This is a genomic window from Streptomyces sp. Y7 (assembly GCF_043195415.1).
Taxonomy (GTDB): domain Bacteria; phylum Actinomycetota; class Actinomycetes; order Streptomycetales; family Streptomycetaceae; genus Streptomyces.
This window is the reverse complement of record NZ_JBIDDQ010000035.1, coordinates 73808-86391: the sequence shown is the minus strand read 5'-3', so window position 1 is coordinate 86391 and position 12584 is coordinate 73808. Positions and strand designations below refer to the sequence as shown.

Here is a 12584-nt window from a genome sequence, read left to right as displayed (position 1 = left end):
TTTGAGGACGAGGCCGTTCAGGCCGATGCGGGGGTCCGGGGGCGGCAGCCCCCGGGGACGGGTAGGGGCGGCGGGGGCGAGGGAATAAACCGGAGACGGCCTCCTGTTACCAGCTGACGCACACCGCACAGCGAAACGGCAGGAGGCACCGGTGACGGCAGACGAGACCCGAGGCGAGACAAAGGGCACCGCCCCCGTCCCCCTCTCCGTACTGGACCTGGTCACGGTCAGCGCCGGCCACACCGCCACCGACGCCCTGCGCACCAGCGTCGACCTCGCCCGCCTCGCAGAGTCCCGCGGCTTCCACCGCTTCTGGGTCGCCGAACACCACTCCATGCCCGGCGTGGCGTCCTCCTCACCCGCGGTGATCCTCGCCCACCTCGCCGCCCACACGAACCGCATCCGCCTCGGCTCCGGCGGCGTGATGCTCCCGAACCACGCCCCGCTGGTCATCGCGGAGCAGTTCGGCACCCTGGAGGCCATGGCCCCGGGCCGGATCGACCTGGGCCTGGGCCGCGCCCCCGGCACGGACGGCGCCACCGCAGCCGCCCTGCGCCGCACCGACCACCTGAACGAGGGCGCCGACGACTTCCCCGAGCAGCTGGCCGAGCTCACCCGCTTCCTGGACGGCGACTTCCCCGACGGCCACCCCTACCGCCGTATCCACGCCGTCCCCGGCCCGGTCCAGGCGACCTCGCCCGGCGGCGTCCAGTCGCCGCACAGGCCGCCGATCTGGCTGCTGGGCTCCTCCGGCTTCAGCGCCCGCCTGGCCGCCGTCCTCGGCCTGCCGTTCGCCTTCGCGCACCACTTCTCGGCCCGCAACACCATCCCGGCCCTGGACCTGTACCGCGAGTCCTTCCAGCCCTCCGCCGTCCTCGACCGGCCCTACGCCCTCATCGGCGTCTCCGCGCTGGCCACGGACGAGGAGAAGGAGGCTCGCCGCCAGGTGCGGGCAGCCGCCCTCGGCATGGTCCGCCTGCGCACCGGACGCCCCGGCCTCATCCCGACCCCGGAGGAGGCCGAGGCGTACGAGTTCAGCCCGATGGAGCGCGAATTCGTCGAGAGCTGGAACGCCAACGTCGTCCACGGCACCCCGGACGAGGTCCGGGCCGGCCTCGACGACCTCCAGAAGCGCACCGGCGCCGACGAGTTGATGATCACGAGCAACGCGCCCGGCATGGACGTGCGCCTGCGCTCGTACGAACTCATCGCCGACGCCTATGGGTTGCCGACCGCCTGACTGCGAACCGGCGCCGACGCCTACGGGTTGCCGACCGCCTGACCCGGCACCGGCGCCGACACCCAGGCGTTGCCGCCGCCCGACCCGGCAGCGCACGCGTCAAACGCGTGCGCCCATCAGCTCGGAGATACGATCCGGCGACACCGGCCGTGAGTACAGCCACCCCTGGCCGGTGTCGCAGCCGATCCGGCGCAGCCGTGAGGCCTGCGCCAGCGTCTCCACGCACTCCGCGGTGACCGTCAGACCCAGCCGGTGGGCGAGCTGGATCATCGCCTCGACCACGACCTCGTCGGCCGGGTTCGGCGGGACGGCGGCGCTGTTCTCGCTCTCGTACTGGAAGCCCCGTACGAAGGAGCCGTCCAGCTTCAGGACCGACACCGGCAGCCGGCTCAGATACGCCAGGTTCGAGTAGCCGGTGCCGAAGTCGTCGATGGCGATGCGCACCCCCATGTCGCTGAGCGCCTGGAGGTCCTGCAGGGGCCTGCCGGAGGAACCCATCACCGCCGACTCGGTCAGCTCCAACTGGAGCAGATGCGGCGCGAGTTCGGTCTCGTCGAGGATCCGTGCCACGTCCGACACCAGGTCGGAGTCCCACACCTGGCGGACGGCGACGTTCACGCTGACGAAGATCGGCGGCTCGTCCGGGTGTGCCACCTGCCAGGCGCGTGCCTGGCGGCAGGCGGTCGCCAGCACCCAGCGGCCCAGCGGCACGATCGAGCCGTCCTCCTCGGCCAGTCCGATGAACCGATTCGGCGCCAGTACGCCGAACTGAGGATGATTCCAGCGGACAAGCGCCTCGACGCCGCGCAGCCGCCCGTCCTCCATCCCCACCAACGGCTGGTACTCCAGGGCGAACTCATCGCGCTCGATGGCCGCGCGAAGGGTGGCGGCCAGTGCCTGGCGGGTGATGAGGTGGGCGTTGCGCTCGGGGTCGAACAGCGTCCAGCGGTCCTTGCCGTCGGCCTTCGCCCAGTACAGCGTCGTGTCGGCGGCCTGCATCAGGGCGGTCGGAGTGGTGCCGGCCGCGTGCCGCTCCACGACCCCGATCGACGCCGACACCGACAGACGCCGGCCGGACAGGTCGAAGGGCTCCCGCAGCGCCTCCAGCAACGACTCGGCCAGATCGGCCAGTTGCTCGGTGCCCGTGGAGTCCTCGACGAGCAGGGCGAACTCGTCGCCGCCGAGCCGGGCCACCAGCGGCGGGCTGGACCGGCCGACCCCGGCCTGCTCGGCGCAGCGCGTGAGCCGCTCGGCCACGGAGGCCAGCAGTTTGTCGCCGACGCGGTTGCCGAGGGTGTCGTTGATCGCCTTGAAGCCGTCAAGGTCCAGGTAGCACAGGCCGATTCGGCCCGTGGTGCCGCTCTCGTCGTACGACTCGACCTCCAGCGCCGTCGTCAGCCGCTCGAAGAACAGCGTGCGGTTGGCCAGCCGGGTCACCGGGTCGTGCATCTGCAAGTGCCGCAGTCGTGCCTGGAGTTCGCGGTGGGCGCTGATGTCGGCGACGGACAGCAGGACGCCGCCGGACTCGTCGCCGGGCAGCGGCGCGACCGTGACCCGGACCCACAGGGAGTGGCCCTCCGGGTGTTTGAGGCGGCGCGTGCACCGCAGTTCGGCCTGCCGGCCGCGCAGCACCTCGCGGTACGTGTGCCAGGTCCGCGCGTCGGAAGCGAGGTCGACCAGGTCGGCGGCGGCGGTCCCGGTCAGCTCCTCGGCGGGGGTGCCGAGCAGCTCGGCAAGGGTGGAGTTGGCTCCGGCCACCAGGCCGTCGCGGTCGACCACGGCCATGGCCAGGGGCGCGGCGGAGAAGGCCGACGAGTACGGCGGCATCCCGGTACCGGGCGATGGCTGGGCATTACTCTCTGTGACGGCTGGCCCGATGAGGTCTGCCGCGGGCGTCGGCCCTTCGGACGTTCCGCTCACCGCTCGCTCCCGCAGTGCACTCGATCTTCGGATGGGTCTCATCGGAATGGTCGGCCGGGTGGATGGGGGACGGCCGAGGGGCCGTGTCCATGCAGGAAAAGTGTCAGGAAAGTGTGCCGATCATAGAGGCTGGTCTCCGGCCCTTCCACCTACTGTCCAGTGTTCCCGCGCAACGCGCGCATCCGACAGATCGTTTCTGCTCGCACCTGGACAGCTTCTTCGAGCCCCCGACCACTTGTGACGTTCCGTGAGCGATTCGGGGTGTCGATTCCGCGGAGGGCACGGTCCGCTCACCCATCCGGTGCAGCACAACAGGACGTAGTACGACAATCCGACACAGTCTGGATGCGGTGTCCCGCGAACCGCTTCCGGAGGTCCACGTGCCGCGTCAGCTCCCCCTGCTCCGTGGGATGGGCCTGCTGCGGGACCGGCCCCGACTGCGCAGCGCCGCCGCTGTGTTCACCACGATGTCGGCGCTCGCCGCGACCTCCCTGGTCGTCGGCCCGTCGGTCGCGGAACCGTTCGACGCGGCACCCTGCGCCCTGGAGCGCACCGACGCCCACCACTCCGAGGGCCTGGACACCTGGAACGCCGCCTACCCCCGTCCGGCCCGCAAGCTGGACGCCGTCATGGTGTTCCTGTCCTTCCCGGACGCGGCCCCCCTGACGACCCCCGCCGAACTGACGGCCGACCACTTCCCGGCCACCACCCGCTTCTTCGAACGTGCCTCCTACGGCAGATTCACCCTGCGCCCGCATCCGCTGCGGCACTGGCTGCGGATGCCGCGTCCGTCGACGGCGTACGCCATACAGCGTGACTGGCGTGTCGCCGACCGGGCCGCCTATCTGCGGGACGCCCTCGCGGTGGCGGACCGGCAGGTGGACTTCTCCCGCTACGACGTCGTCTATTTCGTCGCCGACCCGGACGCGCCCGGCGTCGATTCCGACGCGACGAAGGTCGTCAACCTGGAGACGCCGCTGCGGGCCGACGGCACGGACATCCGGCGCGTCGTCACCGTGTTCGAGAACCATCCGCCGGACCGGCTGGTCCTCGCGCACGAGACCGGCCATGTCTTCGATCTGCCCGACCTGTACCACCGTCCGGTGGACGGCAAGGGCGACTGGGACACCTACGTCGGTGACTGGGACCTGATGGGCAGCCAGTTCGGTATGGCACCGGACCTCTTCGGCTGGCACAAGTGGAAGCTGGGCTGGCTGGAGCCTCGGCAGGTGGTGTGCGTGCAGGGCGGCGGGTCCGGGTCCGCCCGGCTGACGCTGGAGCCGCTGTCGGCGGGGCCGGGACAACCGCCGCGGACGGGTGCGGCCGGGGCGGAGGGAGCCTTCGGCGCGAACGGCCCCTCCGATCCGGCCGGCTCCTCCCGTGCCACGGTGCCGGGGTTCGGGCTGGGCCACGGCACCAAGCTCGCCGTCGTGCGCACCGGCGCCGAGAGCGCACTCGCCTTCGAGGTGCGCGGTTCGGTGGGCAATGACGTGGAGACCTGTCGGCAGGGAGTGCTGGTGTACCGGGTGCGCAGCCGGACCGAGTCCGGCGGCGGCCCGGTGGAGGTGATCGACGCCCATCCGCGCACGGAGGCCTGCTGGGAGGAGTCGGTGTACCCGCCCCTCGCGGACGCCCCGGTCGGCCTCGGCGAGAGCTTCACGGTGCCGGGCGAGGACGTCCGCGTGGACGTGGAGGGCCGGACGGCCTCCGGAGCCTGGACGGTGAAGATCACGACGGCGGGGAGCGCACGGAGAGCGGGGTAGCGCCGGGGCGCTGCACGCCGGGCCGCCGAGGCGCCGGCCCCTGGGGCACCCGTGGCCGTCCGTCCTCGTGACCCACGCGAAAGGCCCCCCGCTGTTGCGAGGGGCCTTCACTGTCTGTGCGCCGCCAGGGACTCGAACCCCGGACCCGCTGATGCTGCATTTTCCGGGGGGTGACCCCCGGACCCCCAGCCGTCCCTGTAGGGCTCGGGGTATGTGTGAAAGGCCCCCCGCTGTTGCGAGGGGCCTTCACTGTCTGTGCGCCGCCAGGGACTCGAACCCCGGACCCGCTGATGCTGCATTTTCCGGGGGGTGACCCCCGGACCCCCAGCCGTCCCTGCAGGACTCGGGGCATATGCGAAGGCCCCCCGCTGTTGCGAGGGGCCTTCACCGTCTGTGCGCCGCCAGGGACTCGAACCCCGGACCCGCTGATTAAGAGTCAGCTGCTCTAACCAACTGAGCTAGCGGCGCCTGCTGACGTCGTAGACCTTAGCATCCTGATCGGCGTGGGGAAAAATCGATATCCGCACGGCAGCGCGAGCCGCCCGTACGGCTGCCCAGACCAGTACCTCGGGGCCCGGTAACCAGGGATTACGGGTGTCGGGCGCGACCAGCCAGCGGGAGCCGGAGGGGGCCGGAACGGGGGCGTCCGCGGCCGGCTCGGCCGGGTCTGACGGCGCCGGGACGGTGACCGCGTCGCCGGTGCCGTGGCACAGGAGCGGCGGGATGCCGTCCGTGCGGCCGAACTCCTCCCAGCGCAGCAGCGAGGGCAGCCGCTGGGCGGTGCCCGGCGCGGCGAACATCAGGATCCGTCCCCGATAGACGGCCACCGGCCCCGAGCCCGGGCCCCCGTCCCACAGCCGGTCGAGCATCCGGCGCCCGAAGAGCGCGGGTGCGCTGACGACGTCGAAGGCGGAGCCGCAGGGCAGCACCACCGGGGCCGCGGGGCGCTCCTCCCAGAGGGCGAGCGTGCTGCGCGGATACGTTCCTGCCGAGGCGAGCCAGGCGACGCCGTCAGGGGTGATCCGTGCGGCGGTGTCGCCCCCGGTGGTGTGGAACCGGGTGTCCGCGAAGAGGTCGTCCCGTGTGCTGCTCATGACGCATAGATCTACCTGGCGTGAGCGCGCGATCCCGCAGGGTTGCCGAAAAGCCGGACAGGGGAGGGCCGGAGCGGGTATCTTGCGCGCCTGGCATATGCCAAAGGGTGGCGGTGGGTGAGCGCCCCGGCAGGGCCGGTCACACCGGGTCGACGTGTCCCGCTCCCTCGACCCCCCGCATCAGGTCCCTGCCGAACTCCACCATCTTCTTGGCGTAGTCCTCGGTCCACTCGGCCCGCTCGGCGATGTCGGCGTGCGTCAGCCGGTCGAACCGCCGGGGGTCGGCGAGCTGGGCCGCCGCGATGGCCTGGAACTCCACCGCCCGGTCCGTGGCCGCCCGGAACGCCTGGGTCAGCTCGGTCGCGCGCGCGAGCAGCGCCTGGGGGTCGTCCATCGACTCCAGGTCGAAGAAGTGCTCCGGGTCGGCGGCCACCTGCGCGGGCTCGAAGAGCAGCGGCGCGGGGCGTAGCCGCGGTTCGTTCCGACGCGGCGTGGGATCCGCCATGTCCTTGTCCTCCTCGTACGTCACCGATCTGGTCGGTCCCCGGCGACCCGGCTGTGAACCGGTCCACCGTCCATTGTCCCGCGCCCGCGCAAGGGGGCGTCGGGACAGGTCACACAGGGTGCCGCCCTTCCAGGGCTTTCAAGGCCGCCAGGCCACCCGATGTTCCGCCAGGCGTGCGAGCACCGCGTGATTCGCCTCCCAGCCGTCAGGGAACTTCACCAGCGTTCCCAACTGGACCGGCTCCGTCGACGGGTAGTCGTCCAGGAGGTCGCTCACGCCCGCGCGGCAGACCACGATGCAGGCGTGCCGGTGGCGGGAGGCGAGGACGCACAGGCGGCCCGTCTCCAGGTGGAAGGCGGTGGCGTCGGGGCGGCCGGAGAGCGGGTGCAGGACCACGGTCACGTCGTACTCGCGGCCCTGGAGACGATTCGCGGTGTCGACGGTGACGTCCGTCACGCCCAGCTCGGCCAGCGCCGCCCGGACCCCCGCGGCCTGGTCCCGGTGGGCCGTGCCGACCGCGATCCGGTCGGCGGTCAGGGGAGCGGCGTCCGGCGAGCGCTCCGACGTCGCAGCGCCGCCCCGGTCGAGCAGGCGCCGTACGACCGTCGCCACCGCCCGCACCGCCTCGGGATCGGTGCGCGGGGTGTGCCGGGCGGGCAGCTCCAGCAGCCCCCAGCCCGACTCCGCCGCCTCGTCGATCACCCGGTCGGGGCCCGAGCCGTCCGACGGGACCGCGAAGGTGAGCCGGCGGTCGTCGTGGCCGGTGCCGCTGCTGAAGGGGGTGTACGGGTAGAACGCGTCGGAGACCAGAGGCGCGGCCGAGGCCGGGAGCCGCCAGGAGACCGGCAGGCGGTGCTGGGGCAGGTCCGGGTTGTGGGCCAACAGGGTGGTCACCGCCGAGCCCGAGGGGTCGTACGACAGGCCCGCCCACTGCTCGCTGCCCACGATCGCGAACGGGTCGAGCTGACCCGGGTCGCCCACGAACAGCGCCCGCTCGAACAGCCCGGCCACGGCGAGCAGCGAGTCCGACCGCATCTGGTACGCCTCGTCGACGATCGCGTGCCGCCACGGCTCCTCGACCTTGACGTGCGCCCACTTCGCGGCCGTGGACAGGACCACCGCCAGGCCCGCGAGATCGGCCGCCTTCGCCGACTTGCGGACGTTCGGCAGGGCGTCCAGCGCCTTGTCGTACGGGTCGGAGTCGCTGCTGTGCAGTCGGCCCACCGGCAGCTCGGGGTCCTTCTCCGCGAGCCTGAGCACCAGGTCGTCGACCTGGGCGTTGGTCTGCGCCACGATCATCAACGGGCGCCCGGCGTCCGCGAGTTCCAGGGCCGCACGGACGACCAGCGTGGACTTGCCCGCCCCGGGCGGGGAGTCCACGACGACCCCGCGCGCCTCGCTGTGCAGGGTGTTGTGCAGGATCGCGTCGGTGGCCGCGGCCGCCGCGGCACCGGGGTCGAACACGGCGGTCACAGCACGTCTCCCTCGGTGAGCGCGTCGGCAGCCTCGGACACCTGTTCCCCGGGCGGCCCGCCGTGCGTCCAGGGTGTCTGCTCCGGCTCGGGCAGCTTCGCGCCACCTCGCTGCTCGTGCTCGAACAGCGTGAAGCAGACCAGGTCGCCCTTCTGCGGCACCGACCCCTCCTCCGGCTCCTTGCCGCGGCCCATCTTGTCCAGCACACGCAGCACGAGCAGTGCGCCGCCGTCCTCGTCGACGGCCTCCTCGTGGCCGACGAACTCCGCCGACTGGGGCTTGCCGCCCAGGGAACGGAACACCTTGGCCCGTTCGCCCAGATGGGGCCGGTCGTCCGTGCGCACGGTGACCAGGGGCCGCGGGCTCGGCCGCTTGCCCTCGCTGTACGCCATCACCACATCGGTGACCTCGCCCGCGAACGCCTCCCCGGCCAGCCGCCGCCCCGCCATCACCAGCGGATCGTCCAGTGCCTCCTGGGCTTCCAATCGGGCCTGTTCCCGCTCGCGCGCGGCGAGCTTGTTCGCGGCGGTGACCGCGTCGTCGCGGCGCGGCTGCGGGGGCTCCCCGGCGGTCACACGGTCCCGGTGGGCGGTGAACGACCAGCGGTCGCGGGTCCAGCGCTCCTCCACCCGCCCGCCCACGGGCAGCTCCCGCAGCAGGTCCAGACCCCGCCACACCGCGTCCCAGGTGGGCCGGGTCCGGCTCTCCACCAAGGCCCGGATCGCCTGCTCGGCGGCAGTGAGATCCCCGAGCCGGTCGTCGGCCTCCAGTCCGTCCTCGGAGGCGGCGAGGGCGGTGCGGGCACGGTCGTAGCGCTCGATCGCGGGGGCGAGCAGCTTGTTGTCGAACGCCGGGTCCGTGGCGGGGCCCGCGGGTGGGCACAGCAACTGGCCGTCCCGGTCCCGCGCGAGCTCCGCGCGCAGCGCCGCCTCGGCGCCCGTCTCACCCTCGGGAGGGTCGATCCAGGCGAGCAGGGCGCCCAGATGCTGGTCCTCCAGGGTGGACTGGCCGGTCGCCCAGTGCCGGGACAGCAGGTCCGTCATGGCCGGCAGCAGGGAGGAGCCGGGCACGCGGGCCCGCTCACTGAAGTGGGTCAGCCAGCGGCCGAGCAACGGCACGCGCGGGGGCGCCGGATACGGGGCCTCCGGGTCCTGCTCCGCCGTACGCCGGAACCGCATCGAGCGGCCCAGCAGCCGTACGAAGTCGACGCCCGCGCGGCTCGGCATGATCAACTGCGGGGCGTCCGCGCACAGTTCGACCTCGACCTTGACCCGTTTGCCGGTCTCCGGATCGGTCTCGTTGCGCTCGGCCGCCTCCACGTCCTCGGCGAAGGCGTCGACGTACGGCAGGACGATGTCCGCCAGTTCGGACAGGAACGCGAACCTGAGGTCCCGGTCGCGCGGCTGCGCCACGACCAGCAGGTGCGGGGCGTCCCGGTCGGTGCCGACCAGCGCGCCGAGCGGGGCACCGGCCTCACCGGCGGTGGTCAGGGGCACGAAGACGAGCGGGCGCCGCGACAGATGGCGGTGGCAGACGGTCGCGGCGGGCTGCGCGCGGCCGGTGCTGACGGCTTCCAGCCGGGCGAGCGTGGAGATCAGCGACACGCGGCCACCGCCAGGTCGCCGAGGGCCTCCGCACGCAGCCGGGCCGCCCTGCGCAGCGCCGCCACCGCCGGGTCGTCGGGATCGCCGGACTCGCCGCGCGCCGCCGACAGGACGTCCTCGACCGTGCTCAGACCGCCCAGCTCGGCCCGCACCGAGCGGCCCAGCGACGTCACGGCGCCGGACTCCAGGGCGCGGGCGCGGCAGTGGAAGGCCAGCTCGCAGGCGGACAGGCATTCGGGCGCGTACGTCGCGGGGACCGACTCGACGGCGGCCGTCAGCTCGGCCGAGGGCAGCTCGGGGGAGAAGCAGGTGCCGGCGGGGAGCGCGTCGGCGATGTCCTCGATCCGGGTGAGCCGGTCCAGCTGGCGGGCGGTCACCGCGCGCTGCTTGCGGATGTCGACGGCCGAGGCGGTGGGGAGGTTGGAGAAGTCCTTGGGGCAGACCAGCAGCACGCGGTCGCGTACGCGCGGGGCGGAGATGCCCGGACTCCCGGGTGCCTCGGCCGCCGTCGAGGCGATGTCGGTGTTCGGCCCGTCGGGCGTCCGGGCGCTCGTCGCCTCGACGTCGGTGCGTCCCTGGGGCTCCGCGCCGAGCCGGGCGGCGACCTGCTCCAGCGCCAGGACGTACACCGCCGCCTGCCGGGCGGCGGCACCCACCTTCGCCGGGTCCGCCGAACCGTCCAGCATCGGGAAGGACTTGATCTCCACGACCGTCCAGCTGCCGTCCGGGTGCACGACGACCGCGTCCGGCTCCAGGAAGGCCGGCGAGCCGGCGACGTCCAGCGCGAGCATGGGGTGGTCGAGCAGGGTCCACTCGCCGCGCGCCTCGGTGGCCTCGCGCAGCGCCAGTGCCGTACGGGCGGTGCGGCCCTCCGGGCCGGTCGCGGTGAGCTCGGGCACGCGCGTGTGGGCGGGCGGTTCGGCACCGCGGTCCAGCTTCTCGCGCACCAGGCGCAGCAGCTCCGCGCCGCCGTCCGCCTTGACCTTGGCCTCGAAGGCGTTGCCGCGTGTGAGGGCGAACTGGGACTGTCCGAAGGCCGACGGCGAACCCAACGCGCTCGCCAGCGCGGTCTTGTTCACCCCTGCGCCGTCCAGGATCGCGCGGCGCCTGCAGCCCGGGTTGGCGGCGAGGGCGGCCAGGGCGCGCGCGTCCAGCGCCTTCGCCGGGACGTCGGGACCGCGCAGCTCAGCGAGCCGGTGCCGGAGCGCCGTCCCCCGCGTCCTGGGGGGAGGCACTTTGCCCGGCTCCGGATCCGTGCCGGGACTCGCGCTGCCGTGGAATTCGCTCACCCGCGGAAGTCTGGCATCCGCCACTGACAATCGAGGAAGAAGTGGCACCGGAGCCCACCGTGACGGTGGCGCCGACGTCGGCGGCGACCACTGCGGCGGAGGCCGCGACGGGCGTCGCCGCCGGTCCGAAGCGCGTCCGCAGCCGCTCCATGATCCGCATCACATACGGCGCCAGCAGCAGACCGGCGCCCATCACGGCGGCGCCCGCCACCGCGTCGAGGAAGTAGTGGTTGGCGGTGCCCATCACCACGATCGTCGTGATCAGCGGGTAGGCGACCGCGGCGACCTTCGTCAGGCGCGTCCCGCCGAACCGCCACAGGATCACCCCGCACCACAGCGCCCAGCCCACGTGCAGGCTCGGCATGGCCGCGTACTGGTTCGTCATGCCGCCGAGGCCCTTCGGCGCGCTGGCCTCGCCGGCCCACCAGCCGTAGGAGCTGTACTGGGCCATCGTGTCGACGAAGCCGTGGCCGTCGTCCAGCAGCCGGGGCGGGCAGGTCGGCAGCAGGGTGAAGCCGATCAGACCTATGAAGGTCGACGTCATCAGCCAGGTGCGGGCCGCGCGGTAGTGCACGGTGCGGGACCTGAACAGCCAGACCAGCAGCACGGGCGTGACCAGGTAGTGCAGCGAGGCGTACCAGAAGTCGGCCGGGACGCCGATCCAGGCCTCACGGGTGAAGAGGCGGTTGAGAGGGTGCTCCGCGTTGAGGTGCAGGGCCTTCTCGATGTCCAGGATCGCCAGGCCGTGGTCGACGGCGGTGGAGACGTCCCCCCGGGCGAGCAGCCGGCCCGCCGAGTAGCAGGCGTAGACCAGCAATATCAGCGGCAGCTCGGTCCACCAGCGCAGGCGGGTCCGCGGCGTCGCCTCCACGCCAGCTATGTCGGCGTGCGGCATCCGATCGCCTCCCCCTTCTTTCTTCACGGCGCCCGGTGGACCGGTCGAACCACTTTACGGTGTACGCGCGCGCCCCTTTCGGGCGCCCCGGCCCACAAGACGCAGAGATCGCCCGGCGGGTTGCCCGCGCCCAGGGTGCGCGATGATGTAAGCGTTCCGCCTCTCATTTCTCCCGGAAGGCCCCGCAATGGCACCGCGCATCCTGCTGGCCCGGCACGGACAGACGGCGTGGTCGCTGTCCGGCAAGCACACCGGCAGGACCGACGTGCCCCTTCTGGAGGAGGGCCGCCGCGGCGCGAAGCTGCTGGGTGAGCGTCTGCACCGGCCGCCGTTCGACGGGCTGGACGGCGTCGAGGTGCGCACCAGCCCGCTGTCACGCGCGCGTGAGACGTGCGAACTCGCCGGCTTCGGCGACCGCGCGCAGACCTGGGACCCGCTCATGGAGTGGGACTACGGCGCCTACGAGGGCATGACGCCGGCGGACATCCAGGCGATCCGCCCGGGCTGGCTCATCTGGCGCGACGGCGTGCCCGAGGGGGAGACCCTGGCCGAGGTGACGGCCCGGGCCGACGACGTGGTGGCCTGGGCCCGTGAGGCGGACCGGGATGTGCTGGTGTTCGCGCACGGGCACATCCTGCGGTCCATAGGCGCCCGCTGGCTGGGGCTGCCGCTCGACTTCGCGGCCCGGATCCGGCTCAACCCGACCTCGCTGTCGGTCCTCGGGTGGGCCTACGGCGAGCCGGCGATCGAGAGCTGGAACGACTCGGGGCACCTGGCCCCGTAAGGGGCGCGGGGAACCGC

At 72.9% G+C, this 12584-nt stretch carries 10 protein-coding genes and 1 tRNA gene; 3 read left to right on the top strand and 8 right to left on the bottom strand.

Annotated features, from left to right (window positions below):
• Positions 1-151 precede the first annotated feature (151 nt).
• Positions 152-1240 carry an LLM class flavin-dependent oxidoreductase gene (locus ACGFW6_RS41485; protein WP_393521926.1) on the top strand — a complete coding sequence of 363 codons (1089 nt, stop codon included), beginning with the start codon at positions 152-154 and terminating at the stop codon, positions 1238-1240.
• Between the two features lie 99 nt (positions 1241-1339).
• Here ACGFW6_RS41485 and ACGFW6_RS41480 read toward each other — a convergent pair whose 3' ends face one another.
• Positions 1340-3202 (bottom strand): putative bifunctional diguanylate cyclase/phosphodiesterase, encoded by a 1863-nt coding sequence (locus ACGFW6_RS41480; RefSeq protein ID WP_393521924.1) that lies wholly within the window; start codon positions 3200-3202, stop codon positions 1340-1342.
• Between the two features lie 308 nt (positions 3203-3510).
• Between ACGFW6_RS41480 and ACGFW6_RS41475 the strand changes: the two genes are divergently transcribed.
• Positions 3511-4923 (top strand): M6 family metalloprotease domain-containing protein, encoded by a 1413-nt coding sequence (locus tag ACGFW6_RS41475; RefSeq protein ID WP_393521922.1) that lies wholly within the window; start codon positions 3511-3513, stop codon positions 4921-4923.
• Positions 4924-5317: 394 nt separating this feature from the next.
• Here ACGFW6_RS41475 and ACGFW6_RS41470 read toward each other — a convergent pair.
• The 7 genes from ACGFW6_RS41470 to ACGFW6_RS41440 form a co-directional block, all read right to left on the bottom strand.
• A tRNA-Lys gene (locus ACGFW6_RS41470) sits at positions 5318-5391 on the bottom strand.
• Positions 5382-6017: a bifunctional DNA primase/polymerase gene (locus tag ACGFW6_RS41465; protein ID WP_393521920.1), complete on the bottom strand. Its 636-nt coding sequence runs from the start codon at positions 6015-6017 to the stop codon at positions 5382-5384. Before ACGFW6_RS41465 ends, ACGFW6_RS41470 begins: the two co-directional genes overlap by 10 nt.
• A gap of 139 nt (positions 6018-6156) precedes the next feature.
• The gene (locus ACGFW6_RS41460; protein ID WP_393521919.1) at positions 6157-6522 is read right to left on the bottom strand and encodes a hypothetical protein; all 366 of its coding nucleotides are present in this window, start codon (positions 6520-6522) and stop codon (positions 6157-6159) included.
• A gap of 138 nt (positions 6523-6660) precedes the next feature.
• Positions 6661-7995 (bottom strand): AAA domain-containing protein, encoded by a 1335-nt coding sequence (locus ACGFW6_RS41455; protein ID WP_393521917.1) that lies wholly within the window; start codon positions 7993-7995, stop codon positions 6661-6663.
• The gene (locus ACGFW6_RS41450; protein WP_393521915.1) at positions 7992-9599 is read right to left on the bottom strand and encodes a hypothetical protein; all 1608 of its coding nucleotides are present in this window, start codon (positions 9597-9599) and stop codon (positions 7992-7994) included. Before ACGFW6_RS41450 ends, ACGFW6_RS41455 begins: the two co-directional genes overlap by 4 nt.
• Entirely contained in the window at positions 9590-10834 is a 1245-nt protein-coding gene (locus ACGFW6_RS41445) for a hypothetical protein (RefSeq protein WP_393521914.1), read from the bottom strand. The genes ACGFW6_RS41450 and ACGFW6_RS41445 overlap by 10 nt, the downstream gene beginning before the upstream one ends.
• Entirely contained in the window at positions 10785-11783 is a 999-nt protein-coding gene (locus ACGFW6_RS41440) for a phosphatase PAP2 family protein (RefSeq protein ID WP_393521912.1), read from the bottom strand. Before ACGFW6_RS41440 ends, ACGFW6_RS41445 begins: the two co-directional genes overlap by 50 nt.
• A gap of 187 nt (positions 11784-11970) precedes the next feature.
• Here ACGFW6_RS41440 and ACGFW6_RS41435 point away from each other — a divergent pair, with 187 nt between their 5' ends.
• Entirely contained in the window at positions 11971-12567 is a 597-nt protein-coding gene (locus ACGFW6_RS41435; protein ID WP_393521910.1) for a histidine phosphatase family protein, read from the top strand.
• The last annotated feature ends 17 nt before the right edge of the window (positions 12568-12584 follow it).